General features: G+C 73.2%; 25 protein-coding genes. 11 read left to right on the forward strand and 14 right to left on the reverse strand.

Translation table 11 applies throughout. The features are described from left to right. Nucleotides 1-12: 12 nt before the first annotated feature. Together ACFO0B_RS20705 and ACFO0B_RS20710 are read right to left on the reverse strand one after the other, a co-directional pair. A complete protein-coding gene (locus tag ACFO0B_RS20705) occupies nt 13-1779 on the reverse strand; it encodes an MFS transporter (protein ID WP_378614168.1) in 1767 nt (588 codons plus the stop codon). Between the two features lie 49 nt (nt 1780-1828). Continuing rightward, the gene (locus ACFO0B_RS20710) at nt 1829-2605 is read right to left on the reverse strand and encodes a glutaminyl-peptide cyclotransferase (protein ID WP_378614169.1); all 777 of its coding nucleotides are present in this window, start codon (nt 2603-2605) and stop codon (nt 1829-1831) included. A gap of 17 nt (nt 2606-2622) precedes the next feature. Between ACFO0B_RS20710 and ACFO0B_RS20715 the strand changes: the two genes are divergently transcribed. Continuing rightward, the gene (locus ACFO0B_RS20715) at nt 2623-3486 is read left to right on the forward strand and encodes a DUF3027 domain-containing protein (RefSeq protein ID WP_378614170.1); all 864 of its coding nucleotides are present in this window, start codon (nt 2623-2625) and stop codon (nt 3484-3486) included. Next, nucleotides 3483-6416 carry a sacsin N-terminal ATP-binding-like domain-containing protein gene (locus ACFO0B_RS20720; RefSeq protein WP_378614571.1) on the forward strand — a complete coding sequence of 978 codons (2934 nt, stop codon included), beginning with the start codon at nt 3483-3485 and terminating at the stop codon, nt 6414-6416. The genes ACFO0B_RS20715 and ACFO0B_RS20720 overlap by 4 nt, the downstream gene beginning before the upstream one ends. Nucleotides 6417-6422: 6 nt before the next feature. On the opposite strand, the gene ACFO0B_RS20725 is transcribed toward ACFO0B_RS20720, so the two are convergent. After that, nucleotides 6423-7049 (reverse strand): TetR/AcrR family transcriptional regulator, encoded by a 627-nt coding sequence (locus ACFO0B_RS20725; protein WP_378614171.1) that lies wholly within the window; start codon nt 7047-7049, stop codon nt 6423-6425. Nucleotides 7050-7163: 114 nt separating this feature from the next. Between ACFO0B_RS20725 and ACFO0B_RS20730 the strand changes: the two genes are divergently transcribed. Beyond that, the gene (locus ACFO0B_RS20730; RefSeq protein WP_378614172.1) at nt 7164-9197 is read left to right on the forward strand and encodes a neutral/alkaline ceramidase; all 2034 of its coding nucleotides are present in this window, start codon (nt 7164-7166) and stop codon (nt 9195-9197) included. 79 nt (nt 9198-9276) lie between these two features. On the opposite strand, the gene ACFO0B_RS20735 is transcribed toward ACFO0B_RS20730, so the two are convergent. Further along, nucleotides 9277-9516, reverse strand: a complete 240-nt coding sequence (locus tag ACFO0B_RS20735) for a DUF2530 domain-containing protein (RefSeq protein WP_378614173.1) — start codon at nt 9514-9516, stop codon at nt 9277-9279. A 65-nt stretch (nt 9517-9581) separates the two neighbouring features. Here ACFO0B_RS20735 and ACFO0B_RS20740 point away from each other — a divergent pair, with 65 nt between their 5' ends. Continuing rightward, entirely contained in the window at nt 9582-10019 is a 438-nt protein-coding gene (locus ACFO0B_RS20740) for an Rv0880 family HTH-type transcriptional regulator (protein ID WP_378614174.1), read from the forward strand. Here ACFO0B_RS20740 and ACFO0B_RS20745 read toward each other — a convergent pair. Both ACFO0B_RS20745 and ACFO0B_RS20750 read right to left on the reverse strand, forming a co-directional pair. Then, nucleotides 10016-10429, reverse strand: coding sequence for a YccF domain-containing protein (locus ACFO0B_RS20745; RefSeq protein ID WP_378614175.1), 414 nt, complete (start codon nt 10427-10429; stop codon nt 10016-10018). The genes ACFO0B_RS20740 and ACFO0B_RS20745 overlap by 4 nt on opposite strands. Before the next feature lie 32 nt (nt 10430-10461). Continuing rightward, nucleotides 10462-11652: a GNAT family N-acetyltransferase gene (locus tag ACFO0B_RS20750; protein WP_378614176.1), complete on the reverse strand. Its 1191-nt coding sequence runs from the start codon at nt 11650-11652 to the stop codon at nt 10462-10464. A gap of 77 nt (nt 11653-11729) precedes the next feature. On the opposite strand from ACFO0B_RS20750, the gene ACFO0B_RS20755 reads away from it, so the two are divergent. Continuing rightward, complete coding sequence (locus ACFO0B_RS20755) at nt 11730-12533, forward strand: TrmH family RNA methyltransferase (RefSeq protein ID WP_378614177.1); 804 nt, start codon at nt 11730-11732, stop codon at nt 12531-12533. Further along, nucleotides 12530-12817, forward strand: a complete 288-nt coding sequence (locus ACFO0B_RS20760) for a DUF2537 domain-containing protein (RefSeq protein ID WP_378614178.1) — start codon at nt 12530-12532, stop codon at nt 12815-12817. The genes ACFO0B_RS20755 and ACFO0B_RS20760 overlap by 4 nt, the downstream gene beginning before the upstream one ends. Nucleotides 12818-12907: 90 nt before the next feature. Here the strand turns inward: ACFO0B_RS20760 and ACFO0B_RS20765 are convergent, their stop codons facing one another. From ACFO0B_RS20765 to serC, 3 genes are all read right to left on the reverse strand, one after another. After that, nucleotides 12908-13684, reverse strand: coding sequence for a DUF6928 family protein (locus tag ACFO0B_RS20765; RefSeq protein ID WP_378614179.1), 777 nt, complete (start codon nt 13682-13684; stop codon nt 12908-12910). Nucleotides 13685-13786: 102 nt separating this feature from the next. Next, a complete protein-coding gene (gene sepH, locus ACFO0B_RS20770) occupies nt 13787-14878 on the reverse strand; it encodes a septation protein SepH (protein WP_378614180.1) in 1092 nt (363 codons plus the stop codon). 145 nt (nt 14879-15023) lie between these two features. Continuing rightward, nucleotides 15024-16148, reverse strand: coding sequence for a phosphoserine transaminase (gene serC / locus ACFO0B_RS20775; protein WP_378614181.1), 1125 nt, complete (start codon nt 16146-16148; stop codon nt 15024-15026). A 63-nt stretch (nt 16149-16211) separates the two neighbouring features. Between serC and ACFO0B_RS20780 the strand changes: the two genes are divergently transcribed. Continuing rightward, complete coding sequence (locus ACFO0B_RS20780) at nt 16212-16856, forward strand: hypothetical protein (protein ID WP_378614183.1); 645 nt, start codon at nt 16212-16214, stop codon at nt 16854-16856. Between the two features lie 13 nt (nt 16857-16869). Here ACFO0B_RS20780 and ACFO0B_RS20785 read toward each other — a convergent pair whose 3' ends face one another. Beyond that, nucleotides 16870-17997, reverse strand: coding sequence for a citrate synthase 2 (locus tag ACFO0B_RS20785; protein WP_378614184.1), 1128 nt, complete (start codon nt 17995-17997; stop codon nt 16870-16872). 111 nt (nt 17998-18108) lie between these two features. Between ACFO0B_RS20785 and pdxH the strand changes: the two genes are divergently transcribed. The 4 genes from pdxH to ACFO0B_RS20805 all read left to right on the forward strand — a co-directional run bounded on the left by pdxH (nt 18109) and on the right by ACFO0B_RS20805 (nt 21957). Further along, nucleotides 18109-18792, forward strand: coding sequence for a pyridoxamine 5'-phosphate oxidase (pdxH, locus tag ACFO0B_RS20790; protein WP_378614185.1), 684 nt, complete (start codon nt 18109-18111; stop codon nt 18790-18792). A 25-nt stretch (nt 18793-18817) separates the two neighbouring features. Continuing rightward, nucleotides 18818-20101, forward strand: coding sequence for an MFS transporter (locus ACFO0B_RS20795; protein ID WP_378614186.1), 1284 nt, complete (start codon nt 18818-18820; stop codon nt 20099-20101). A 160-nt stretch (nt 20102-20261) separates the two neighbouring features. Next, nucleotides 20262-21575, forward strand: a complete 1314-nt coding sequence (locus tag ACFO0B_RS20800) for a citrate synthase (protein WP_378614187.1) — start codon at nt 20262-20264, stop codon at nt 21573-21575. Between the two features lie 22 nt (nt 21576-21597). Continuing rightward, nucleotides 21598-21957 (forward strand): FKBP-type peptidyl-prolyl cis-trans isomerase, encoded by a 360-nt coding sequence (locus ACFO0B_RS20805; protein ID WP_233015897.1) that lies wholly within the window; start codon nt 21598-21600, stop codon nt 21955-21957. Nucleotides 21958-22021: 64 nt separating this feature from the next. Here the strand turns inward: ACFO0B_RS20805 and ACFO0B_RS20810 are convergent, their stop codons facing one another. The 4 genes from ACFO0B_RS20810 to ACFO0B_RS20825 form a co-directional block, all read right to left on the reverse strand. Beyond that, on the reverse strand, nt 22022-23176 hold the full coding sequence (locus ACFO0B_RS20810) for a hypothetical protein (protein ID WP_378614189.1): 1155 nt from the start codon (nt 23174-23176) through the stop codon (nt 22022-22024). Between the two features lie 54 nt (nt 23177-23230). Next, entirely contained in the window at nt 23231-24568 is a 1338-nt protein-coding gene (locus tag ACFO0B_RS20815; protein WP_378614191.1) for a sensor histidine kinase, read from the reverse strand. Beyond that, nucleotides 24565-25260, reverse strand: coding sequence for a response regulator transcription factor (locus ACFO0B_RS20820; RefSeq protein ID WP_378614192.1), 696 nt, complete (start codon nt 25258-25260; stop codon nt 24565-24567). Before ACFO0B_RS20820 ends, ACFO0B_RS20815 begins: the two co-directional genes overlap by 4 nt. A gap of 62 nt (nt 25261-25322) precedes the next feature. Further along, on the reverse strand, nt 25323-25712 hold the full coding sequence (locus ACFO0B_RS20825; protein WP_378614193.1) for a hemophore-related protein: 390 nt from the start codon (nt 25710-25712) through the stop codon (nt 25323-25325). Nucleotides 25713-25767 lie beyond the last annotated feature (55 nt).

Below are 25767 nucleotides of genomic sequence, written 5' to 3' on the forward strand. Positions count from 1 at the left end.
GCGGGGTTCTCCTCAGCGAGTGGGCTGCGGGCCGGGATCGGCCCTGGTGGCGTGCGGTACTTCCTGCTCGGCGTGGTACGGCCGGTTGCCGCCGAGGCCGGGCAGCAGCGAGTGGCCGCGGTGGCTGAGCACGGTCTGGATCAGCCCGAGCATGAGCACGCCGGACACCACGGCGAAACCCTTCCACCAGTCGGTCGGCAGCAGCACACCGCCCGCCCCGCCGATCACCCAGCTCAGCTGCAGCACCGTCTCCGACCTGCCGAAACCGGAGGCGATGGACTCCGGCGGCAGGTCGTCCTGAATGGCGGCGTCGAGCGAGACCTTGGCCAGCGCGCTGGCGGCCGAGGCGATCAGCGCGGCGATCGCCGCACCGAGCAGGTTGTTCAGCAGGATGGCGAGCACCGCGACCACCGTGCACGCGGTGGCGCAGTAGACGACGATCAGCGCGGGCCTGCCCAGCTGGATCCGGGCGCCGGTGGCATTGCCGGTGAAGTTGCCGATCGCGGCGGCCGCGCCGACCGCGCCGAGCATGGCCGCCTGCCGGACCGGGCTCTCCCCGCTGCCCTTCGCCACGAACGCCACGTAGAAGGTCAGGAAGCCGGTGAGCACCCGGATGCCGCTGTTGCCCCAGAGCCCGGTGACCACCGAGCGGCCGAGCGGCTGCCTGCGCTTGCGCGCGGGGACGGTGGAGGCGGCGTCCGGCGCGAGCACCTCGGTGGTGGCGTCGGCGCCGTGGTAGCCGAGCGTCGCGGGCACCTCGCCCTCGGTGACCTCCACCCAGGACGGGATGCGCAGGCTCAGGTAGACGCCGGCGGCGGCGATCAGCGTGGCGAGCACCAGCGCGCCGTTCGAGCCGAAGATCGCCGCGGTGCCGCCCGCCACCGCGCCTGCCCCGAGCGTCCCGCCGACCAGGCCGAAGACCGTGAGCCGGGAATTGGTGCGGACCAGGTCGATCTCCGGTGGCAGCACCCGGGGCGTCACCGCGCTCTTCAGCACCGCGAACGACTTGCTGCCGATCAGCATGCAGAGCGCGAGCGGATAGAGCCCCCAGGTGTCGAACTCCAGGATGAGCAGCACCGCGATCACCGCGCGGAAGGCGAACGAGGTGGCGAGCGCGAGCCTGCGCCCGCGCTGCAGCCGGTCCAGCAGCGGGCCGATGAGCGGGGCGATCACCGCGAACGGGGCGATCGTGATGAGCAGGTAGAGCGCCACGTTGGTCTTGCTCTCCGCGGTGGCGCTGGCGAAGAACAGGGTGTTGGCCAGCGCGACCGCGATCGCCGCGTCCAGCGCGAAGTTCGCCATGGTGGCGTAGGTGAGCGCGGTCAGCCCGGACTCGTCGGCGCCGTTCGCCTTGGCCGCGCGCTGGAAGGTCGCGATGCCGCGCTCGGTGAGCTGACGGCCGCGCATGGCGGCGACCCGGGTCACGGTGAGTTTGCGCGGGGTCCGCTGCGGCTCGTGGCCGGGTGCTCGCTGCTCCGGCGGCGCGGCGTCGGTCTCGAACGGGATGGTGTTCGGGCGGGTCGCGCCGGGGCGGTCGACCCGCGGGCCGGTGCGCGGGGCGCGCTTGCGGATGAACGGGCGGGTGCGTGGCGCCGCGTCCACCCTGCGCCGCGGGGGCAGCGGGCCGCTCGGCGCCTGCTCGGCGTCGAGCCGGGGCAGCGGCCCGCGGGCGGTGTTCGGCGGGGGGTACCGGTCGAAGCCGGGGTGCCTCGGGTCGGTCTCGTCGTCGCCGTCCCAGCGACCGCGGTTGGCACCGGTGGGTTCGCGGGGAGTGGTCACGCCCTCAATTCTGGCGCATCCGCGCCGGTGGTGTTCACCGGCGGCTTGCTCACCGCTCCTGGACGAACCGGACCTCGAAGATCGACGGCCAGTATTTGCCGGTGATCAGGAAGCGATCGGTGCCAGGCAGGTGCGCGATGCCGTTCAGCACGTCGGCGGTCGCGCGCTGGGCGGCGGAGAGCAGCCCGGACCCGTCGATGGTGGCGAGCACCGCGCCGGAGCCGGGGTCGATGCGCAGGATCTCGTTCGTCGGCCAGTTGTTGGCGTACACCGAACCGTCGGGCGCGCAGTCGAGTTCGTTCAGCCGCGCCTCGTTGTGGCCGGTCAGCGTGGTGCTGCCGATGATGTCGAAGGTGGCCGGGTCGCGCAGGGTCAGGGTGTCGGAGCCGTTGCTCATGACCAGCGTCCCAGCCCTCGCGCAGAGCCCCCAGCCCTCGCCCTCGTAGCGCACCCGGCGGCGCTCGGCCAGGGTGCCGGGGTCGCGCTCGACGGCGACGCCGTCCTGCCAGGTGAGCTGCCACACGGAATCGTGCACGGTGGCGACCCCCTCGCCGAAGAGCGGGGCGGGGAGGTCGGCCCGCGCCAGCTCGGCGCCGGTGCCGAGGTCGGTCGCGCGGACCCAGGACTGCCCCGGTTTGCCGGTGCCCTCGTAGAGCACCGGCCCGGCCACATCGAGGCCCTGGGTGAAGGCGCCGGGGTCGTGCGGGCGGGTGCCGAGGACCTCGATCCGCCAGCGTGGCGTTTCCTCGCCCGCACCCCCACACGCGGCCATGGCGAGCAGAGCGAGCGCGAGCAGGGCAGCCGACGTACGCCGGTTGGGGTTCATGCGGCAAAATGTAGGCCGTGAGCGCAGTTTCTGTTACGGAGGCCGGCGTACGGCCCCTCCTGGCCGACGCCGTCGAGCTGGCTCGACGTGCGCTCGTGGAGCTGGAATCGTCCGGTGTCGGGCAGCACCTCGGCGTGAGTTCCGAGGACGAGGCCGCGGCGACGCACCGCTTCGAGGCCACCCTCCCCGGGTACCGGGGCTGGCAGTGGGCCGTCGTGGTGGCGGCGGCGCCCGGCGACGACCGGGTGACGGTGAGCGAGTCCGCCCTGCTGCCCGGCCCGGACGCGCTCGTCGCGCCGGACTTCGTGCCGTGGGACCAGCGGGTCCGCCCCGGCGACCTCGGGCCGGGTGATCTGCTGCCGGCCACCGAGAACGATCCGCGGCTGGTGCCCGGGTACGTGCTGAACGGCGATCCGGCCGTCGACGAGGTGGCCCGGGACATCGGGCTCGGGCGTCCGAGGGTGCTGAGCCCGGAGGGGCGCGAGGAGGCGGCCGAGCGCTGGTTCGGCGAGTTCGGGCCCGGCGCCGACATGGCCAAGGCGGCGCCGTCGACCTGCGGGCTCTGCGGGTTCTTCCTGCCGCTGGCCGGGGCCATGCGGGCCGCGTTCGGGGTCTGCGGGAATGCCATGGGGGCGGACGGGCGGGTCGTGCACACCGGGTACGGGTGCGGGGCGCACTCGGATATCGAGTTCCCCTCCGGTGGCGGCTCGGCGCGGTACGAGGCGTACGACGATGCCGCGGTCGAGATCGTGGCCATCGCGCCGCCGGTCGCCGCTCCGGTGGCCGAGGGCGAGTCGATCGCGGCCGACGGGTCCGCGGTGGCGCCCGCGCTGACGCCGGACGAGGCGGAACGGGCGGCCGAGCCGGGATCGTGGAGCTGACCGGGGACGACCCGTTCGGCACGGCGGCACTGCGCGCGGCGGTCATCGCGGCCTGGCGGGATTCGCCCACTCGGCTGCGGGAGGACGCCGCCGCGGAGGCCGATCTGGTGGTCGCGGGCTACCGCGACCGGCTGCTCACCGAGCTGGCGCAGAACGCGGCGGACGCCGCCGCCGCGGCAGGCGCCGACGGCGTGCTCACGGTGTGGCTGGACGGCCGCGCCCTGCACGTCGCGAATACCGGTGCGCCGCTCGACATCACCGGGGTCCGCGCGCTGACCGCGCTGCGGGCGTCGGACAAGGCGGACGAGAGCGTCGGCCGGTTCGGGGTCGGCTTCACCGCGGTGCGCGCGGTCGCCGACGAGATCGAGGTGCGCTCGCGCGCGGGCGGCGTGCGCTTCTCGCTCACCGAGACCCGTGCGGCCACCGCGGCCACCGCCCCCGAGCAGCTCGCCGAGCTGGCCGGGGTGCCCGTGCCGGTGCTGCGCCTGGCCTGGCCGCTCGATACCGCGCCCGCGGCCGGTGACACCGAGGTCGTGCTCACCCTGCGTGCGGATGTCGACCCCGCCGCGTTGCTCGCGGGATTCGCCGGCGAGGCGGCCGAGTTGCTGCTCGAACTGCCCGCGCTCGCTGTGCTGGAGATCGCCGGTGTCAGGTACGCCCGCACCGCGCGACCGGCCGGCCCTGGACTCACCGAGCTCACGATCACCGGCGGCGCCGAGCCCCGGCGCTGGTGGGAGTACCGCACCGCGCGCGGCCGCTGGCTGGTTCCGCTCCGGGACGGCCGCCCGCACCCCGCCGCGCCCGACGTGCTGCGCGCCCCCACCCGCTCCGACGAGGAGCTCTCGCTGCCCGCGCTGCTCATCGCCGACGTCCCCATGCAGCCGGACCGGCGCCGCCTGCTGCCCGGCGTCGCGCTCGCCGAGTACGCCGCGGGGTACGCCGATTTCGCGGCCGCGCTGCCGCCGCGTGACCGGCTGGTGCTGGTGCCCGAGCCCGGGTTCCCGCTCGGCGAGGCGGATGCCGTGCTCCGCGCGGCCGTCGTCCGCGAACTCCGCACGCGCCCGTGGCTGCCGGTGGTCGCCGTGCCCGACGAGTTCGCCGTCCCGGGCGAGGGCTCGGCCTCCGCCTACGCTCCGTCCCCGACGGAGTCGCGGGTCGTCGACCCGTGGGATCTCGCGGAGCCGGAACCGTCCGTCGCGACCGCACCGCCGAGCGGGGCCGCCGAGCCGGCGGCCCCGTGGCCGGGCACCCCGGTCCCCGCCGATTCAGCCGCCGATCGCGCTTGCGCGCAGCTCCCCTCGCGGACCCGCGTCCTTCCCGACCTCACCCCGGAACTCGCCGACCTCCTCGCCGGATTCGCCGGCCCGCTGGTGATCCCGGAACTCTCCGACACCGCCGCCGTGCGCGCCCTCGCCACGCTCGACGTCCCGCTGCTGACCCCGGCGCTGATCGCCGAGCACAGCTCCGGCCTGGAGCGCCCGGCGCGCTGGTGGCACCGGCTCTACGCCGCGCTGGAGCCCTACGTCACCGACCCGCGCACCGCGGAGGAGCTGGGCACGCTCGCGGTCCCGCTCGCCGACGGCAGGCTGGTGACCGGACCGCGCACCGTCGTGCTCGACGAGGAGCTCACCGTCGTCGTCCCGGTGCACTGGTCCCGGCTGGTGCACCCGGAGGCGGCGCACCCGCTGCTCACCCGGCTGGGCGCGCGCCAGGCCGACGCGCTCGACCTGCTCACCGACCCCGCCCTGCGCGCCGAGCTCGACGACGCCCCTGACGACGAGGACCTGGTCGACGCGGTGCTCCGGCTGGCCGAGCTGACCACGGTCCCGCTCCCGCGGTGGATCGGCCTGCTCGAGGTGCCGGACGAGACCGGCGAGGTGCGCCCCGCCGACGAACTCCTGCTCCCCGGCGCCCCCCTGCGCGACGTCCTGGTCGAGGACGCCCCGTTCGGCACGGTGGCCGCCGCGGTGGTCGAGGGGTACGGCGCGACCGCCCTGCGCGCGGTCGGCGTGAGCTGGGACTTCTCCGTCATCACCGAGCCCGACCCGACCGGCCCCGACCACGATCTGGACGACGAGGACATCTGGTGGGACGGGCTCGCGGACGACCCCCCGCTGCTCGCCGCCGTCCGCGACCTGGACCTGGTCGCCGACGACGCCTGGCCCCGCGCGCTCACCCTCCTGCTCGACGGCGAGCGCACCCGCCCGCTGCTCGCCGACCGCGCCGGCTACACCGCCTGGTGGCTGCGTACCAACGCGCGCTGGCGGGGCACCCCGCTCGGCCTGCACCGGCACCCCGCCGACCCCACCTTCGCCGGGCTGCTCCCGGCCTTCGACCCGCCGGAGCTCGCGGGCCGCCTCGACGCCCTGCGCCCGCTGCTCGCCGACCCCGCCACCCTCACCCCGGAACTCGCGAGCGCCCTGCTCGCCGCGCTGGCCGACCCGGAGCGCACCCCGCTGCCCGCCGTGATCGCGCAGACCCACCGCCTGCTCGCCGCCGCGGTGGCCGCGGAGACCATCGACATCGACGACGTCGAGCTGCCCGAGCGAGTGCGCGCGCTCTCCGGCGCGGTGCTGGAGCCCGGCGCGGCGCTCGTGCTCGACCTGCCCTGGTTCGGCTTCGCGCTCCCCGCCGACCGCATCGTGGCAGGCGACCCGGCGCAGGCCGAACCGCTGGCGAACCTGCTCGACCTGCCGCTCGCCTCCGCCGCCGTCACCGCCGATGTGCTCGGCTCCGGCCGCGAATCCGACTGGGCTGCCGAGCCCTTCGCCACCCTGGCGAGCAGCCTCTACGCCCTGCCCGCGCACACCGGCCCGCTGGTGCTGCACGACGGCGAGCTGCGGGTCCGGCTCACCGGCGCGATCGAGGCCGAGGCCGCGGTGCCCTGGTGGTACGACGGCACCACCACGCACCTGCGCGTCCCGGGCTGAGAAGCTCTACTCCGCTTTGCTCGCCACCAGTTCGGCCAGCAGGTCGAGCTGGGTGCGCGCGGCGGCGCTGTCGCCGTCGACCAGCCAGCGCAGCACGAGGCCGTCGATCAGGTTCAGGGTGAAGCGGCTGAGCGAGGTGACCGGGGTGGTCCAGCGGGTGCCGGTGGCCTCGCGGGCGTTCTCCAGCACCGCGCCGACGGTGGCGTCGTTGAAGGTGTACTGCTCGCGGGCGATGATCAGCTTGGCCGGGGTCTGCTCGCCCTCGCGCAGCGCGTAGGTGGTGGTTTCGTAGCTGAGCATCTGCCGCTCCGGCGTCGACTCCACGTTCTGCCACAGCAGCTCGAGCCCGGCCCTGACCAGTTCGCGCAGCGCCCCGGTGCCGGAGCCCGCCCCGTCCCAGATGGCGGCATTGGTGTCGATGGACTCGCGCAGCTCGGTGGAGAGCGCCTTGACCAGCTCGGTCATCAGCGCGTCCTTGTTCTCGAAGCAGTAGTGCACCACCCCGAGCGAGACCCCGGCGGCCTGCGCGACATCCCGCGTCGTCACCCCCGCCACGCCCTTCTTCTCGGCGAGACCGATGGCGGCCTCGATGAGATGGGCCCGTCGTTCTTCGACGCTCAATCGGGAGGACACACCGGCAAGCAAACCTGCCGCGGCGGTCCCAGTCAATTTCACCGCGCCGTCCGCACCCCCTGGACGGTTGTCCAGTTGTATGGTTCCCTCGCAGGACAGCGAAGGGAGACGTGGATGTCGGTGGCACGCAGGACCGTTCTGCACGGTGCGGCGGCGCTGCCCGTCGCCGGGCTGGCGGCGGGGGTGCTCGCCGGGCGGGTCCCGGCACGCGCCGAGCCGGGCGGATACCTGGTCGGCGCGGGCATCTCCGACATCACCGGCCCCGCCGCGGAGTGCGGCATGATGGGCTACTCCCAGCAGGAGCAGCAGACCGCAGGCATCCACCTGCGGCCGCGCGCCCGCGCCTTCGCGCTCGCGCACGGCGGGCGCCGGGTGGTCTTCGCGGTGGCCGAGAACGGCATGATCTTCCAGTCCGTGCACCGCGGCGTGCTGACCGAACTCGCGCGGCGCTTCGGCGACCTGTACACCGAGCAGAACGTCGTGCTCACCTCGACGCACTCGCACGCCACCTGCGGCGGGTCGAGCAACGACTACGCCTACAACCTCTCCGTCCTCGGTTTCCAGCAGCAGGTCTACGACGCCGAGGTGAACGGCATCGTCGAGGCGATCGCCGCCGCGCACGACGACCTCGCGCCGGGCACACTGGAATTCGGCCGCGCCGAGCTGCACGACGCCAGCGTGAACCGCTCCCGCGTCGCCTTCGAGCGCAACCCCGAACCCGACCGGGCCGAGTTCCCGGACGCCATCGACCCGGCGGTCACCGCGCTCGCGCTGGTCCGCGGCGGCAGGCGGATCGGGGTGATCACCTGGTTCGCCACGCACAACACCTCGATGACCAACAGCAACCGGCTGATCAGCTCGGACAACAAGGGCTACGCCGCCTACACCTTCGAGCACGACCGCAACGGCGTGCGCTACCTCGACGGCGCCCCCGATTTCGTCGCCGCCTTCGCGCAGACCAACGCGGGCGACATGTCGCCGAACCTGAACCTGCGCCCCGGTTCCGGCCCCACCGAGGACGAGTTCGACAACACCAGGATCCTCGGCGAGCGGCAGTACGCGGCCGCCGAGCGTGCGCTGGCCGCCGCCGAGCCGTTCGGCGGCACCGTCGACTCGCTGCTCTGCTACATCGATCTGGCCGACACCGCCGTCGACGGCCGCTTCACCCCGGACGGCCTGCCGCACCGCACCGCGCCCGCCGCGGTGGGGGTCTCGCTCTTCGCCGGCAGCGTGGAGGACGGGCCGGGGCTGCCCGGCGGGCCGGTGCCGGAGGGGGTGCGCAATCCGCTCGCCGACGCGCTCGGCGGCGCCGACACCCCGGTCCCGGCCTGGCTGGCCGACGCGCAGGCGCCCAAGCTGATCGCGGCTCCGCTCGGGCTGATGCCGCCGGTGCCGTGGGTGCCGAATGTGCTTCCGGTGCAGGTCGTCCGGCTCGGCGAGCTGTACCTGGCGGCGGCGGGCGCGGAGTTCACCATCGTCTCCGGGCTGCGGGTCAGGCGTACGGTGGCCGCCGCGCTCGGTGTCGACCCGGCGCGGGTGCTGCTGCAGGGCTACGCCAATGCCTACGCGCAGTACGTGGCGACGCCGGAGGAGTACGACGCGCAGCAGTACGAGGGCGGCTCGACGCTCTTCGGCCGCTACACGCTCTGCGCCTACCAGCAGGAATTCGACCGGGTGGCGCGGGCGCTCGCGGCGAGGCAGCCGGTCGGGCGCGGGCCTGCCCCGCGCGACGTCTCGAACCTGCAGCCCAATCTCCAGGTCGGTGCGGGGCCGGACCCGCTGCCCGCCGGACTCGCCTTCGGCGACGTGCTGGTGCAGCCCGCCCCCGGCTACCCGGCCGGGGCCAGGGCCGAGGTGGAGTTCGTCTCCGCGCACCCGAAGCACAATCCGCGCCGCAACGGCACCTTCCTCGAGGTGCAGCGGCTGGCCGCGGACGGCTCCTGGCGCCGGGTGGCCAACGAGGGGGAGTGGGAGGTGCGGTTCCACTGGCGGCGCGGGGGGTCCGGCGAGTCGGTGGCGCGGTTCCTCTGGGACATCCCGGCGGGTACCGGTGGGCGGTTCCGCTTCGTGCACTTCGCCGACGCACTCGCGCCGGACGGAACGATCCGGCCGTTCACCGGCAGGAGCGCCGAATTCGACGTCGGCTGATGAGCTTTCGACGGCCGATCCGCGCTCCGGGCCGACCTGGCCCGCGCCGGTAGCCGCCGGACACGGGCGTGGCGTCCGGCTACAGCCCGGTCTGGGCGCCCTTGTCCCCGCGCCGCGCGCCGCGCAGCTGGATCAGGTAGATCCCGAGCGCGAGCGCGCCGACCAGCAGCCCCATCAGGCAGAGCGGCCGCGCCTCGGCCCACCGCGCACCGCCCGACCACACCACGATCGTCGCGACCAGCCACAGCGCACTGCCGACGGCGAGCACCGGCCTCGGGTCGGTGAACCGCGGCGGGATGGCGGGTACCTGCTGAGTCACGCCTCAACAGTAGCGGTCCGGCGAAACCGGCAGCGGCCCCCGCCGGTCACGTATCGTTCACCACTGTGACAACGCCAACGGATGTCCGCGCCCTGGCCGGCGAGCTCTCGCTGGCGGTGGTCCGGCTGACGCGCCACCTGCGGGGCAGGCGTGCCGACTCGCAGATCTCGCTGACCCAGCTCTCCGCGATCGCCACCCTGCTGCGCGACGGCGCCATGACCCCGGGCGCGCTCGCCGCCAGGGAGCGGGTGCAGCCGCCGTCGATGACCAGGGTGATCGCCTCGCTCACCGAGCTCGGGCTGGTCGAGCGGAAGCCGCACCCCACCGACGGCAGGCAGATCATCGTCTCGCTCTCGCCCGCCGGGCAGGCGCTGCTCGCGGACGAGGCGAGCGCCCGCGAGGCGTGGATGACCGAGCAGCTCTCCGGCCTGGAGAGCGACGAGATCGACGTGCTGAACCGCGCCGTCGGCATCATGAAGAAGATCGTCGCCGAGAGCGACTAGCGGGCCGCCCCGAACGGCTGGTCGCTCTCCACGATGTCCCGGCCGAGCGGGAACAGCGAGAGCGGGATGAGCTTGAGATTGGCCCAGCCGAACGGGATTCCGATGATCGACACGAACAGCGGAATGCTGGTCAGCAGGTGCCCGAGCGCCAGCCACCAGCCCGCGACGAGGAACCAGATCACATTGCCGATCAGCGATCCGGCGCCCGCCCCCGGCTTCTCCACCGTGGTCCGCCCGAACGGCCACAGCACGTAGACCGCGATCCGCAGCGAGGCGACGCCGAACGGAATCGGCACCACCAGGAAGAAGAGCAGGAAGCAGAGCAGCGCCGCGGCCAGGTAGCCGAGTGCCAGCCAGAATCCGCTGAACACGAGCCACAGGATATTGAGCACCAGCTGAATCGGCTTCATGGCACCAGGATGCCAGAATCGGACATCGCGAGTCAGAATCCCCAGCCCAGCACGGCGTCCCGGGGCCAGGCGAAGGCCCGTTCCAGCGCGCGCAGCGCCCCGGGCGCACCCAGCAGCCTGCCCGCCGCCGCGAAGGCGCGGGCCGGATGGGCGCCCAGATAGATCGCGCCCAGTACGTCCAGCCCCATGGACAGCTCCGGCTCGGCCGTCGTCGGCGCGCACTCGGCCACCCCGCCGGAGATCCGCAGCGCGAAGGTGCCGCCCGCGTCCAGGAAGGGATCGTCGACCGCGACAACGGTTTCCAGGTCTGCGTCGTAGCGGCGGGCGGTGAGCGCGGCGGGCACGTCCATGATCCGCAGCCAGAGGGTGTCGTAGCTGCCCACCGTGCGCACCTGCCTCGGGTCGGTGAGCAGGTAGGGGAGCGGGTCGTCGGCCGGGAGCCCCGCGACCAGGTCGTGGCTGAGGTCGCGGCCGCAGAGCGCGCGCCAGAGCGCCGCGTGTGCCTCCGCCGTGAGCGTCCGCATCTCCTTGATCTCGATCGACTGGTCGCCGTGGTGCCGGTAGAGCGCGTAGCCGCCGGGGTGCAGGAAGGCGAAGAGGTCGCCGCCGCCACCGCGCATCCGCACCGGGTCGGCGAAGCGCAGCGCCCAGGCGGCGTCCGGCCGCTGCTGCGCGCCGGGGGTCACCCGGCGCCAGGCCTCGTAGATGCGGCGGAGCTCCGGCTCGGCCTCCGGCACCGACACCTGGCGCACGCCGCCGGGGTCGGGCGCGGTCGGCAGGAATCGGGCGAAGCGGCGGTCGAGCCGGATCCGGTTCTCCCGGGCCGACGGGCCGTAGCCGAAGCGGCCGTAGATGCCGCCCTCGCTGGCGGTGAGCGCGGCCAGCGGGACGCCTTCGGCCGCGATCTGCCGGTGCTGCTCCAGGCACAGGGCGCGGAGCACGCCGCGGCGCCGCTGCGGCGCGGCCACCGCCACCCCCGAGATGCCGATGGCCGGCAGCTCAGCGCCGGGGACGGTGATCGTCATCGGCCCGGAGTGCGTGTGCCCGACCACCCGGCCGTCGGCCTCGGCGACCAGCGCCCGGTCCACCGGGAAGAGCGCCCAGATGTGCTCCAGCTCGGCCGGGTCGAAGCGGGTGCCGAAGGCGGTCTCGATCAGCAGCCGGATCGCGGCCAGGTCGGCCTTCTCCGCCGGGCGGACGCGCGCTGCGGGGTGCGGGGTCATCCCCCGACCCTCGCACGCCGCGCCGGTGCGCGGCATCGGATTTTCGCCCGCCCCGCCGAGCGGGCAGGATGGTGCGGGTGGCCGAAGTGATCGACCTCGCGGACCCCGCCGACCCGAGGCTGGACGACTTCCGCGATCTCAAGGACGCCGACCGCCGCCCGGATCTGCCCGGCCGCAAGGGGCTGGTGATCGCGGAGGGCACCATCGTGGTGCGGCGCATGCTCGGCTCGCGGTTCGCGCCGAGCGCGCTGCTCGGCGTCGCCAGGCGCTTCGAGGAGCTGGCGGGTGACCTGGCCGGGGTCGACGTGCCCTGCTACCGCACCTCGGCCGAGGTGATGGCCGAGGTGGTCGGGTTCCACCTGAACCGCGGGGTGCTCGCGGTGGCGCGCAGGCCCGCCGTGTTCACCATGGCGGAGTTGCTCGACGGCGCGCACACCGTCGCGGTGCTGGAGGGCGTGAACGACCACGAGAACCTCGGCTCCATCTTCCGCAACGCGGCCGGGCTCGGTGCGGACGCGGTGCTCTTCGGCGATCGCTGCGCCGACCCGCTCTATCGGCGCTCGGTCCGGGTCTCCATGGGGCACGCGCTGCGGGTGCCGTTCGCACCGGTCCCCGAGTGGCCGCACGGGCTGGCCGAGCTGCGCCGCCGCGGCTTCCTGACCATCGCGCTCACCCCCGACCCGGCTGCGGCCAACCTCGCCACCGCCATGTCCGGGGAGCGGGTCGCGCTGCTGCTCGGCGCGGAGGGTCCGGGGCTCACGCCGGAGGCGCTGGCGGCCTGCGATGTCAGGGCCCGCATCCCCATGTCGGCCGGGACCGACTCGCTGAACGTCGCGACGGCCGCCGCCATGGCCTTCTACGAGCGGGTGCGGACCCGATGATCGAGCCGCCGCCCTACCGGCACCCGACCCCGTGGGCCGCTGGCGTCGCCGTCGGCGCCCTGGTCGGCGCGCTCACCGCGGTCGCCGTCTTCGCCTTCGGCGCCGCACTCGGCGCCGTGCACCCGCTCCTCGCCGTCGCGGTGAACCTGATCGCCGCCGGCGGCGCCGCGCCCACCGCCTGGCGCTGGCGCCACGCCCCGGTCACCCGCTGGGTGCTCGGCGGTGGCGCGGTCGGCGTCGTCCTCGGCTGGACAGCGCTCCTCATCGCCGCACTCGGCGGTTGACCCCGGTGCCGCACTCGGCGGTCGACCCCGCGCTCCGCTCGGCGGATCGACCGCGCTGCTCGCGTCCGCGCCCGGACTCGCGGCGCCGATTCAGCGGGGGTACTGCCCGCGCAGCCGGTCGAGAAGACCGCGCCCGCGCGGGCGGGCGGAGGCGACGGGCTTCGCGGGCGCCTCCCCGCGCGGGAAGAGCGTGAAACCGCAGACGGTGACGTCGGCCGAGGTCAAAGCACCTCCCGCGGGCGCGGAGCGGTAGTGGAACCCGAGCCACTCGTTGTTGGCGGCGTCGGCGAAGTCCGGCGGGTCGAAGGGGAGCGACTGCGGGTCGGGTAGCTCGCCCGCGCGCCAGCGCACCGGGTGCTCACCGGCCCAGTACGGCCGCTCCCAGACCAGCGGTAGCCCCTCGTCCTCCAGGATGTGCAGCCGGCTGGAGCTGAACGAGCGGCGGAACTCCCCGCGCTCCCAGTGCGCGAAGGCGCCCCAGCCGTGCGCGCTGTCGAACGACACCAGGTAGGTGTGTTCGGAGGCGAGCGGGCGGACCAGCAGCTCGGGCAGCGCGGTCGGCCGGATCAGCGCCGCCTGCGCGGCGCAGAGCACGGTGACCCCGGGCAGGCAGGCGATGAAGACCTCGTTCGCCGCCGGCCCCGCCGACCCGGCCAGCGTGTCGACCAGGTGCGGCACCACGTCGCAATCGGCGTAGAGCAGCCGGGCCAGCGCGAGCGCGGCGGCCCGGTCGGGTTCGTGCCCGGCGCGCAGCACCGCGAGCGGGTCGGTGGCGTCGATGTACCAGAGCGTCGACGCCTTCCCGGACGACGGTGGCTCCAGTGCGGCGGCTCGGCTCGGCTCGGCGACCCTCTTCAGCTCGGACACCCATCGATGGTGGCACGAAACGGACGTCCGAACCCCCGAGCAACTCCGATGCGCGCCGAAAGAGTTCCGCCCTGCGCTGGCGAAACGCGCGTGCGGCCGGGCTCAGTGGCCGGAGCTGCGCACTCCGAGCAACACGTCCTCCCAGGACGGCATGGGCGCCTTGCCGCGCTTGGTCCTGGCCGGCTTGGCGGGCGGCTTCGGCGCCTGCTTGGCCGCGGGCTCCGACTTCTCCTCCGGCGCAACCGGTTCCGCCGGCTCCCCGGTGACCTCCGGCTCCGCGACGGGCGCGGTGGCGGCCGGTGCCTGGCGGCGGGCGGGCGGCCTGCGCCGGGCCGGCTGCTGCGGCGCCTCGGCGGCCGGAGCCGCCTCGACCTCGGCGGGCTCCGGGGCGGGCGCCTCGGCTGTGATCTCGGCCTCGTCGACCCGGGCGGCGGGCCGCTGCTCCGGCTCCAGCTGCTCGACCGGCTCCTCGACCTCGGCGCGCTGCTCGAAGAACTCGGTGTCCCGCGCGGTGGCGGCGGGCTCCCGCTGCGCCGGTTCGTGCCGCGGCTCGGGGGCGGGCTCCGGCTCGGGCTCGCTGGGCAGGATGGAGGCGAGGCCGCGCAGCGCGCGGCCGAAGTCCGGATCGATGAGGTCGGAGGCCGGGTCGTCCAGCGGGGAGACCGAGCCGCCGTGCGCATCCGGCTGATACCGCCAATGCGCCGCGATCTCGGAGCGGCCGTTCTGCCACTGCAGCTGGGCGACCCAGAAGCCCTTCTCGTCCTTCCAGGCATCCCAGACGGCATGGTCGAGGGTGTGCCCGCGGGCGGTGAAGGCGGCGGTGACGATATCGATGAGGTTCTCGACGGCGGGGCCGTCGGCGCGCACCGGGTGCGCCTTCTGCGCGAGCTCGGCGGCCCGTGCCCGCTCCAGCAGCACCGGATAGGCGAAGCGATCGACCTTGCTCGCGGGCATGCCGGATTCGAGAGTGACCTGTTCGACGGAGGCACCGGCGCGGATACGGGCCTGGATATCGCGAGGACGCATGGAAGCTTCCATTTCGATCTCGATCTGGCCGAATCGTGCAAGGTCGCCGCGCGCAGCCGCCCGGAGTTTGTCGTCCGCGGGCAGCCGGAATTTCTGACCGGACTCGGTGTCGACGCAGACGATGTGGGTGGAGTCGGGCGTCACCCCGATCACTCGAAGTTCACGCACCGGTTACCTCCTCACCGCGTCGACTCGCGACACCGCCCACTTTCCGAAACAGTAGTGCACTCCCGGTGTTCTCGAGGACAGACACGCGGGGCGGAAACCTGGACGAAGATTCCCGCCCCCCGATAATCTGCTCAGTTCGCCGCACTCAGCCGAGCTGTTGAACAACCCAGTCGATGCTCTTCGTGAGCTGGGTGACGTCCTCCGGATCGATGGCGGGGAACATGCCGACGCGCAGCTGGTTGCGGCCGAGCTTGCGGTACGGCTCGGTGTCGACGATGCCATTGGCGCGCAGAATTTTCGCGACCTGCGCGGCGTCCACCGATTCGGCGAAATCGACGGTGCCGACCACCTGCGAGCGGTGCGCGGGATCGGTGACGAACGGGGTCGCGAATTCACTCGACTCGGCCCAGGAGTAGAGCCGCGAGGAGGAGTCGAGGGTGCGCTTGACGGCCCAGTCCAGGCCGCCGTTGCTGTTCAGCCATTCGATCTGATCGGCGAAGAGCAGCAGCGTGCCGACCGCGGGGGTGTTGTAGGTCTGGTCCTTGACGCTGTTGTCGATCGCGATCGGCAGCGAGAGGAATTCGGGGGTCCAGCGGCCGCTCTCCTTGATCTCGGAGACCCGCTGCAGCGCGGCCGGGCTCATCAGCGCGACCCAGAGCCCGCCGTCCGCGGCGAAGCACTTCTGCGGGGCGAAGTAGTAGACGTCGGCGTCCGCGGTGTTCACCGGGAGGCCGCCCGCGCCCGAGGTGGCGTCGATGGCGACCAGCGCGTGCTCGGAGCCCGCCGGGCGGCTGACCGGGATGGCGACACCGGTCGAGGTCTCGTTGTGCGCCCAGCCGATCAGGTCGGCCTCGGGGTCGGCGGTGGGCTCCGGCGCGCTGCCCGGCTCCGACTTCACCACGATCGGGTCGCCGATGAACGGGTTGCCCTTGGCGACCGCCGCGAATTTGCTGGAGAACTCGCCGTTGCTCAGGTGCAGCGAGCGCTCGCGGATCAGGCCGAAGGCGGCGGCGTCCCAGAAGGCGGTGGTGCCGCCGTTGCCGAGCACCACCTCGTACCCCTCCGGCAGGGCGAAGAGCTCGCGCAGGCCGGAGCGCACCCTGGCCACCACGTTCTTGACCGGCTGCTGCCGGTGCGAGGTTCCGAATACCGAACCGCCGACCTCGACCAGGTTGCGCAGCTGCTCGGGCCGCACCTTGGACGGACCGCATCCGAAGCGACCGTCGGCGGGTTTGAGATCGTCGGGAATAGTCGGGAACGCAGAGGTCATGGGCAACAGGGTAGACGGTGGTACCGCTGTGTCCGGAACCACACTCCGGCTAATCTGACCGCCATGACAGCGTGGTCGGCGAATTCGGGGTGGCGGGTGCGCGGGCGGCGTACGGGGGCGTTCGGGCTACCGGTGGGGCCGCTCCCGGAGGCGGCCCGCACCGAGCTGCGCCACCGCGGCGTGCGCGGCACCGCGACGGTGCTCGGGGTGCGGCCGCGGCGCGGCGAACCCGGCCACGTGTTCTGGGTGCGGGTGGCGATCGAGGGGGAGCAGAGCTACGAGGTGCGGATTCGCCAGTGGGTGTCCGACACCGACCTGCACTGGATGAGCCCGGGCGACGTGGTCGGCTGCCGGGTCGACCCCGGCGACCGGGAGCGGCTGGTGCTCTTCGTCCCCGACCCCGCCGAATCCGGGCGGGTCGGGCAGGCCAGGATCCTCTCCGACGGCCGCCGCGCCGAGGCGACGGTGCTCTCCGCGACCCCGGTCGCCGCCGACTACGCGGGCCGGGACGACCCGGTGCTCCGGCTCGATCTGGAGCTCATCGCCTGGGACGAGCCGAAGCCGTGGTGCGTCCGGCTGGTGACGCCGGTGCCGCTGGCCGCGATCGGCGCGGTCGACCTCGGGGCCCGGCTCCAGGTCGGCTTCTTCGAGGTCGACCGCGGCGCATCGGTCGCGGTGGACTGGGCGGCCTCGCTCGACGAGGGGTGAGGCCGCCGGCGGCTCAGCGGTGCTGGATGGTGCTCCAGCCGGGGACGTCGGCGGGCTGCCTCGGGTCGGGGCCGGTGTAGATGGCGGCCGGGCGCACCAGCTTGCCCAGCTGCTTCTGCTCCAGCACGTGCGCGCACCAGCCCGCGGTCCGGCCGCAGGTGAACATGGCCGGCATCATGTGCGCGGGCACCTCGGCGAAGTCCAGGATGACCGCGGCCCAGAATTCGACGTTGGTCTCGATGGCGCGGTCCGGGCGGCGCTCGCGCAGCTCGGCGAGCGCGGCCTGCTCCAGCGCGGCCGCCACCTCGTAGCGCGGGGCGGCGAGCCGCTGCGCGGTGGCGCGCAGCACGCGGGCGCGCGGGTCCTCGGCCCGGTACACCCGGTGGCCGAAGCCCATCAGCTTCTCCTTGCGGTCCAGGATGCCCTTGACCAGCGCCCGCGCGTCGCCGCTCCGCTCGACCTCCTCGATCATCGGGAGGACGCGGGCCGGAGCGCCGCCGTGCAGCGGCCCGGACATGGCGCCGATCGCGCCGGACAGCGCGGCGGCCACGTCGGCGCCGGTGGAGGCGATCACCCTGGCGGTGAAGGTGGAGGCGTTCATGCCGTGTTCGGCGGCGGAGACCCAGTAGGCGTCGATCGCCTCCGTGTGCTTCGGGTCCGGGTCGCCCTTCCAGCGGGTCATGAACCGCTCGGTGACGGTGGTGCACTGGTCGATCAGCTTCTGCGGCACCGCGGGCTGGTAGATCCCGCGCGCGGACTGCGCGACGTAGGAGAGCGCCATCACCGAGGCGCGCGCCAGGTTGTCCCGCGCGGTCTCGTCCTCGATGTCGAGCAGCGGCTGGTAGCCCCAGATCGGGGCGAGCATGGCCAGCCCCGCCTGCACGTCGACCCGGACGTCACCGGTGTGCACCGGGAGCGGGAACGGCTCGGCGGGCGGCAACCCGCGCCCGAACTCCCCGTCGACCAGCAGTGCCCACACGTCACCGAAGGTCACCCGGCCACCGACCAGGTCCTCGATGTCGACGCCGCGGTAGCGCAGCGCGCCGCCGTCCTTGTCCGGTTCCGCGATGTCGGTGGTGAAGGCGACGACGCCCTCGAGGCCACTCACGAAGTCGCTGGGTACCGCGGGGCTGGTAGTCATGGTGTGACTCTCCTTGCACTTCGGGTCGCAGGCCGGCGACGGGTGACGCGCCGAGCACAGACGGATCAGCAGCACCTTAGCCCCCGGCTACCGCGGAGTAACGTCTGACCCATGTCCGACCAGCAGAATGTCGACGAACTCGCCGCCATGCGAGTCGAATACGCCGCCTCCCAGGCCGACGGTGCCGGTGACCTGGACGAGACCTGGGTCGCCGACGGCTGGGCCCCGCTGCTCCGGCGCTGGATCGACGAGGCCCGCGCGGCCGGCGCGGTCGACCCCAACGCCATGGTGCTCGCCACCGTGCGCGCGGTGGACGGCACGCCGCGCCCGGTCGCCCGCACCGTGCTGTGCAAGGGGCTCTCCCCGGCGGGGATCGACTTCTATACCAACTACGAATCGGCGAAGGGCACGCAGCTCGCCGCGGTGCCGTTCGCCGCGGCGACCTTCCTCTGGCAGCCGGTGTCGCGGCAGGTGCACCTGCGCGGCCCGGTCGAGCGGGTGGCGCCGGAGGTCACCGATGCGTACTGGCGGTCCCGGCCGCGCGATTCCCGGCTCGGCGCCTGGGCCTCGGCGCAGTCGGAGCCGATCGCGTCGCGCGCCGAGCTGGATGCCAGGCTCGCCGAGGTCACCGCCCGCTTCGCCGACACCGAGGACGTCCCGCTCCCGCCGTTCTGGGGTGGCTTCCGGCTGCGCCCGGACGAGGTCGAGTTCTGGCAGGGCAGGCGGGGCAGGCTGCACAATCGGATCGTGGTCCGGCTCGGCGCGGAGCCGCAGGTCGCCCGGCTGCAACCGTAATCGTCCTACCTTTAAGCTCTGCTCGGTGAGACTGCTCGCCGACACCACTCCGCTGCGCACTCCGGCCTACCGGCGGCTCTGGAGTTCGAACGTGGTCACCGTGATCGGCGCGCAGCTCTCTGTCGTCGCCGTTCCGCAGCAGATCTTCGAGATCACCGGCAGCTCCGGCTACGTCGGGCTGGCCGGGCTCTTCGGGCTGGTCCCGCTGGTGGTGTTCGGGCTGTGGGGCGGTGCGCTGGCCGACGTCATGGATCGGCGGCTGCTGCTGCTGATCACCACCGCCGGTACCGGGCTGACCGCGCTCGCCTTCTGGGCGCAGGCCGCCGCCGGGCTTGGCAACGTCTGGGTGGTGCTGCTGCTCTTCGCGGTGCAGCAGGCCTTCTTCGCGGTCAACCAGCCGACCCGCAACGCCGCCATCTCCCGGCTGCTCCCGCCCGAGCAGATGGCCGCGGCCAGCTCGCTGAACATGACCGTCATGCAGACCGGCGCCATCGCGGGGCCGGTGCTGGCAGGCATGTTCATCCCGGTGGTCGGGCTCGCCACGCTCTATCTGATCGACGCCGTCGCGCTGCTCGCCACGCTCTGGGCGGTCTGGCGGCTGCCCGCCATCCCGCCGACCGGGGCGGTGCGCAGCGCCGGATTCCGCACGGTGCTCGAGGGTTTCGGCTACCTGGCGGGGCAGAAGGTGCTGCTCGCCTCGTTCGTCGTCGACATCATCGCCATGGTGTTCGGCATGCCGCGCGCGCTCTTCCCGCAGATCGCGCACGAGACCTTCGGCGATCCGGCCTCCGGCGGGGTCGCGCTCGGGCTGCTCTTCGCCGCGCTCTCCGCGGGCGCGGTGCTCGGCGGGGTCTTCTCCGGCTGGATACCGCGGATCCAGCGGCAGGGGCTCGCGGTGATCGTCTGCATCCTGCTGTGGGGCGTCGCCATGCTCGGCTTCGGGCTCGCCGTCGGGTTCGCCGGGCACGTGTTCGGGCTCGGCGTCTGGCTCTGGATCGCGCTCGGCTTCCTCGCCTTCGGCGGCGCGGTCGACATGGTCTCCGCCGCACTGCGCACCGCGATGTTGCTGACGGTGGCCACCGATGAGATGCGCGGGCGGCTGCAGGGGGTGTTCATCGTGGTCGTGGCCGGTGGGCCGCGGATCGGTGACGTTGCCCACGGTTTCGCCGCGGCCTCCCTGGGTACCGCTGTTGCGGCAGCGGGCGGCGGTGTTCTCGTCGTCCTCGCGACAGTGCTCGCCGCGGTCGCCTTCCCCGCCTTCCTCCGCTATCGGATCACCCGGTCCGCGCAGGTACCCGCCACGGGCTGAGCCGGAAACCCTCACGTGACGATCCGCGGATTGTGAGGTCGGGTGCCCGGGCACCCTCGTGCGCCGTTGTCGGCGGAGTGCGACTAGCGTCTAGGTGATCGCACCGACGTGCCGAGGCGCACTCCGATGCCGACGGTCCTAGCCTGAGAGGGATCCTGCCGTGCCCGTTGAGAACAACTCCAAGGTCGACAACGACGCCAAGCCGGTACTCGAGTACCCCGGCGGTCACTTCCCCATGACGGTCACCCCGGCCGCCGAGGGCAACGACGGCATCGATCTGGGAAAGCTGCTGGCCAGCACCGGGTATGTCACCTACGACCCCGGTTTCATGAACACCGCGCCGACCAAGTCGGCGATCACCTACATCGACGGCGCGGAGGGCATTCTGCGCTACCGCGGGTACCCGATCGAGCAGCTGGCCGAGACCTCGAACTTCATCGAGGTCAGCTACCTGCTCATCTACGGTGAGCTGCCGACGCAGGCCCAGCTGGACGACTTCACCGACAAGATCCGCAGGCACACCCTGCTGCACGAGGATCTCAAGCGCTTCTTCGACGGCTTCCCGCGCAACGCGCACCCGATGCCGGTGCTCTCCTCGGCGGTCAACGCGCTCTCGGCCTACTACCAGGACTCGCTGGACCCGCGCGACCCCGAGCAGGTCGAGCTCTCCACCATCCGGCTGCTGGCCAAGCTGCCCACCATCGCCGCGTACTCGTACAAGAAGTCCGTCGGCCAGCCGTTCCTCTACCCGGACAACTCGCTCTCGCTGGTCGAGAACTTCCTCCGGATGACCTTCGGCTTCCCGGCCGAGCCGTACGAGGTCGACCCCGAGGTCGCCGCCGCACTGGACATGCTGCTCATCCTGCACGCCGACCACGAGCAGAACTGCTCCACCTCGACGGTGCGGCTGGTCGGCTCCTCCGACGCCAACCTGTTCACCTCGGTCTCCGGCGGCATCAACGCGCTCTGGGGCCCGCTGCACGGCGGCGCCAACCAGGCCGTGCTGGAGATGCTGGACGGCATCAAGCAGTCCGGCGGCGACGTCAACGAGTTCATCCGCAAGGTCAAGAACAAGGAAGACGGCGTGAAGCTCATGGGCTTCGGGCACCGCGTCTACCGCAACTACGACCCGCGCGCCGCGCTCGCCAAGAAGCACGCCGACCGCATCCTGAGCAAGATCAGCGGCGGCGACGAGCTCTTCGACATCGCGCAGGCGCTGGAAGAGGCGGCGCTCACCGACGACTACTTCGTCGAGCGCAAGCTGTACCCGAACGTCGACTTCTACACCGGCGTCGTCTACAAGGCGATGGGCTTCCCGACCCGCATGTTCACCGTGCTCTTCGCCATGGGCAGGCTGCCGGGCTGGATCGCGCACTGGCGCGAGATGCACAGCGAGCCGCTGAAGATCGGCCGCCCGCGGCAGATCTACACCGGGTACGGCGCCCGCGACTACAACGACATCACCACCCGCTGACAACTATCGAAGGGGATAGCGAATGACCAAGCCGGAGATCGAATTCCAGGCCGGCCCTGCGCCCACCGAACTCGTGATCAAGGACATCATCGAGGGGTCCGGGCAGGAAGCTGTGCCCGGTGGGACCGTGGAAGTGCACTACGTCGGCGTCGAGTTCGATTCCGGTGAGGAGTTCGACTCCTCCTGGGGGCGTGGGGAGTCGATCACGTTTCCGCTGCGCGGGCTGATCCAGGGGTGGCAGGACGGGATTCCGGGGATGAAGGTCGGTGGGCGGCGGCAGCTGACCATTCCGCCGGAGCTGGCGTACGGCCGGGCCGGTGGCGGGCATCAGTTGTCCGGTAAGACGCTGGTCTTCGTGATCGATCTGCTGAACGCGAACTGAGTTCGCCCGGCAATGGGCCCGCCACCGAAGTGGCGGGCCCATTGCCGTTTCAGGGGGGTGGGAGTCAGTCGCGGATCACCTCGACGGGGTCGGTGAGGGCGAGGGCGATGGCGGATTGCTGGGCGGCGGCGCGCTGGGGGAGGGCCGCCACCGCGGCGCCGGTCTGGTCGTCGAGGTTGCCGACCACGGTGCGGAGCTGGGTGATTCCGGCGGTGAGCTGGGCGATGGCGTCGAGGAGCTGGGCGCCGCCCTGCTCGGCGAGGCGGGGGAGGTCCTCGGCCAGCTCGGCGCCCTGGCCCAGTTGCGCGCCGGCCTCGCGGAGCCGGGTGACGACGGTGCGGAGGAGGGTGCCGAGGTCGGTGTCGGGGTGCACCGCGCCGCCGACGAGCGCACCGAGGCCGGTGAGCTGGGTTCCGGCCTGGGCGGCGATGCCGCGCAGCCCCTCCAGCTTCGCGATGATCTCGGCCAGCGCGGGGTCGTCCGCGAAGGGGAGCGCCCGGAGCAGCGGGAGGACCTGGTCGAGCCCGGTGCCGACGGTGGTCGCGGTGTGCTCCACCTGCGCGATCGTGACGCCGGTGGCGTCCAGCGCACCGGCCAGCTGATCGGCCTGGGCCGCCGCTCCGTCGATCGTCTCGTCGAGCAGCGCGACGGCCGAGGTGAGCGATGCCGCACCGGTTTTCGCGAAGTCCAGGAATCCGAGCAACTGCTCCGCACCACCGCTGAACTGCTCGGCTCCGGTCGCCGCCGCGTTCACCCCGGCGTTGAGCAGCTGCGCGGTGAACTGCACCCCGGTCATCCGGCTGCGCGCGTTCGCGGTGGCGGCCAGCGCCGCGTCCACCCCGGCCGCGCCGATCCGGTGCGTCACCAGATCGACGGCGCCGTCCACGAATCCGGCGTCGGCGTCGGGGTGCGCGCGCACGTTCAGCGTGGCCCGGTGCGGTCGATCGGTGGCCAGCGTGCCCATGGCGTCGGTGAGATCGGCGGGCAGCGTGACCACCGCGGCGAACGCGCCCGCGTCCACCTCGCCCGGGGCGAGCGCGGTCCAGCTGTACCCGCCCCCGTCCTGCCCGAGCTGCTGCGCGATCTTCGCCCCGGTCGGCCCGGTATCGGCGTTCACCAGCGCGATCCCGGTCGGCGCGGAATCCGGTCCGGCGCAGGCGATGGCGGCGCCCGCCAGCAGGACACCGGTGAGCAGCAGGGGGAGGTGGGAGAGCTTCACGGACCCCGACCGTAGCCACCGAATCTGGCGGCACCGCGGGGAAACTCTGAGAGTTCAGTGAGGTTCGCGCGGCGGCAGGTCCAGCACCAGCCGCACTCCGCCCAGCGTGCCGTCGTCGAAATACGCGCGCCCGCGGTGCAATCGGGCCTGCTGGGCCACCAGCGCCAGCCCCAGCCCGGAGCCGCCCTTGCCCGCCGCGCTGCCCCGGAAGAAGCGGGCGAACACCTGCCCGCGCTCCGCCTCCGGCAGCCCGCTGCCGTTGTCGTCGACGGTGAGCACGATGTGCCCGTCCGCCCGCCGGTGCGCCGCCACCAGTGCCTCGGTGGCGCCACCGTGCCGCACCGAGTTGGCCAGCGCGTTGTCCACCGCCAGCCGGAGCCCGGCGGGCAGCCCGGTGGTGACCAGCTCGGCATCGGTCTCGATGCGGACCGTCAGCCCGGGGAAGTGCCGCATGGCATCGTGCGCGGCCTGGTCGCAGAGCTCGGCCACGTCGGTGGCGACGTGGTCGCGGTCCTGCACCAGGTCGCCGGTGGCCAGCCGCTCCAGCGCGGCCAGCGTGGTCTCCACCCTGGTCTGGCCGCGCTGCAGGTCGGCCAGGATCTCCGCGCGCTGCGCCTCGTCCAGGTCGAGGGTGCGCAGCACCTCCAGGTCGGTGCGCATGGCGGTGAGCGGGGTGCGCAGCTCGTGCGCGGCGACGGCGGCGAAATCGCGCGCCGTCTCCAGCGCGGCGGCGGTCTCGGCCTGCGCCCGGTCCACCCGCTCCAGCATGGTGTTCACCGCCTCGGCCAGCTTCTCCGCCTCGTGCACCCCGGCCGCTGCCACCGGGTGCGCGGCATCCGGGTCGGGGAAGGCGCTGCGGGCGCTGACCTGCCGGGTGAGCCGGGTGATCGGCCGGACCGCCGCTCCGGCGAGCAGCCAGCCGAGCGCCGCCGCCGCCGCGATGGCCAGCAGTGCGCCGCCGAGCACCCAGCGCTGTTGCTGCGCGGTCAGCTCGGCGGCGTCGGCGGCCGGGATGCCGATCGAGACCACCCGGCCGCTCGGCTGGCTGGACGAGGTGGTCAGCACCCGGTAGGGCACCCCGCCGAGCTCCTCGGTGCGCGAGCCGAGCGGTAGCTCCGGCAGTTGCGGCGGGCTGGCCGCGGTGACGCTGCCGCCGTCCCGCACGGTCACCGAGAGATCGGCGCCGAGCCCGATCAGCCCGAGGAAGTTCACCGCCACCACCGGCTCGATCAGGATGATCCGGGAGGCGATGCCGAGCTGCTGATCGATCTGCTGCAGGTTGTTGCGCTCGATGGCGCGCAGGCTGATCAGGCTGATCAGGGTCACCACCACGATCGCGCCCGCGGCGGCCGAGCCTGCCACCCGGGTGCGCAGCGAGAAGGAGCGGCTCACCGGGGCGGGCGCAGCACGAAGCCGACGCCGCGAATGGTGTGCAGCAGCCGCGGCGTGCCGTCGGCCTCCAGCTTGCGGCGCAGGTAGCCGACGAAGACGTCGACCACGTTGGTGTCGGCCACGAAGTCGTAGCCCCACACCAGCTCCAGCAGCCGCTCCCGGCTCAGCACCACGCCGGTGTTCCTGGCCAGGGTGGAGAGCAGCTCGAACTCCCGCTTGGTCAGCTCGACCTCCTCGCCGTGCAGCAGCGCGCGGTACCCCGCGACATCCACCTCCAGCGGCCCGATCGTGATCGCGCCCGGCGCGGAGGGGACCACCGGGTCGGTGCGGCGGCGCAGCAGCGCGCGGATCCTGGCCACCAGCTCGGCCAGCACGAACGGCTTGACCAGGTAGTCGTCGGCGCCGGATTCCAGGCCGGAGATCCGGTCGTCCACCGAGGCGCGGGCGCTCAGCACGCAGATCGGTACCTCGTTGCCCATCGCCCGCAGCGCCGTCACCACCCCCGCGCCGTCCAGCACCGGCATGTTCATATCCAGCACGATGGCGTCCGGGGTGTGCTCGCTCACGCTGCGCAGCGCCACCGCGCCGTCCCTGGCTACCAGGACCTGGAAGCCGGAGAGGCGGAGGCCGCGCTCCACCGAGGCGAGCACATCTTCGTCGTCGTCCACCACGAGCACGGTCGGGGAGGTCATGGGTCCATTCTCCACGGACAGCAGAACGGCCGGGTCCACGTGGACCCGGCCGCCGCTGTCTGTCAGTACTGCTCGCAGGTGTCGGCCACGCGCTGGAGGACGCCGGCCAGCTGCTGGGTGCGGGGGTCGTTCTGCGCCTGCTGGGCGGCCTCCGGGTTCTCCTGGATGGCGCGCTGCAGTTCGGCGCGGCGCTGCTCGACGGGGACGTCGAAGCGCTCGGCCAGCTCGGCCTTCTGTGCCGGGTAGGAGTCGATCAGGGCGGCGAGTTCCGGGGCCTGGTCGTGCAGCGCGGCGTCCACCTGGGCGAAGCTGCAGTCGGAGCGCAGCAGCGGCTCGGCCAGCTGATCCAGCGGAGCCGCCGAGGCGACGCCCGACGAGAACAGCACGCCGACGGCGGCGATACCGCTCGCGGCGAGGGTGGCGACGATGGGGCGACTGCGGAATGACGTCATGTGTAGCTCCAGATCATCGGGGGTGCGCCGCCCTCGCGAGCGGCGATCACCCGAA

Origin of the sequence: Nocardia jiangsuensis (assembly GCF_042650385.1) — a bacterium.
Classification (GTDB): Bacteria; Actinomycetota; Actinomycetes; order Mycobacteriales; family Mycobacteriaceae; genus Nocardia; species Nocardia jiangsuensis.

Bases quoted from the DNA above. Each gene is read 5' to 3' on its own strand.
- ACFO0B_RS20780 (WP_378614183.1), top strand. From the start codon at position 16,212: ATGACAGCGTGGTCGGCGAATTCGGGGTGGCGGGTGCGCGGGCGGCGT.
- ACFO0B_RS20730 (WP_378614172.1), top strand. From the start codon at position 7,164: ATGTCGGTGGCACGCAGGACCGTTCTGCACGGTGCGGCGGCGCTGCCC.
- ACFO0B_RS20785 (WP_378614184.1), bottom strand. From the start codon at position 17,997: ATGACTACCAGCCCCGCGGTACCCAGCGACTTCGTGAGTGGCCTCGAG.
- pdxH (WP_378614185.1), top strand. From the start codon at position 18,109: ATGTCCGACCAGCAGAATGTCGACGAACTCGCCGCCATGCGAGTCGAA.
- ACFO0B_RS20825 (WP_378614193.1), bottom strand. From the start codon at position 25,712: ATGACGTCATTCCGCAGTCGCCCCATCGTCGCCACCCTCGCCGCGAGC.
- ACFO0B_RS20820 (WP_378614192.1), bottom strand. From the start codon at position 25,260: ATGACCTCCCCGACCGTGCTCGTGGTGGACGACGACGAAGATGTGCTC.
- serC (WP_378614181.1), bottom strand. From the start codon at position 16,148: ATGACCTCTGCGTTCCCGACTATTCCCGACGATCTCAAACCCGCCGAC.
- ACFO0B_RS20760 (WP_378614178.1), top strand. From the start codon at position 12,530: ATGATCGAGCCGCCGCCCTACCGGCACCCGACCCCGTGGGCCGCTGGC.
- ACFO0B_RS20750 (WP_378614176.1), bottom strand. From the start codon at position 11,652: ATGACCCCGCACCCCGCAGCGCGCGTCCGCCCGGCGGAGAAGGCCGAC.
- ACFO0B_RS20805 (WP_233015897.1), top strand. From the start codon at position 21,598: ATGACCAAGCCGGAGATCGAATTCCAGGCCGGCCCTGCGCCCACCGAA.
- ACFO0B_RS20710 (WP_378614169.1), bottom strand. From the start codon at position 2,605: ATGAACCCCAACCGGCGTACGTCGGCTGCCCTGCTCGCGCTCGCTCTG.
- ACFO0B_RS20745 (WP_378614175.1), bottom strand. From the start codon at position 10,429: ATGAAGCCGATTCAGCTGGTGCTCAATATCCTGTGGCTCGTGTTCAGC.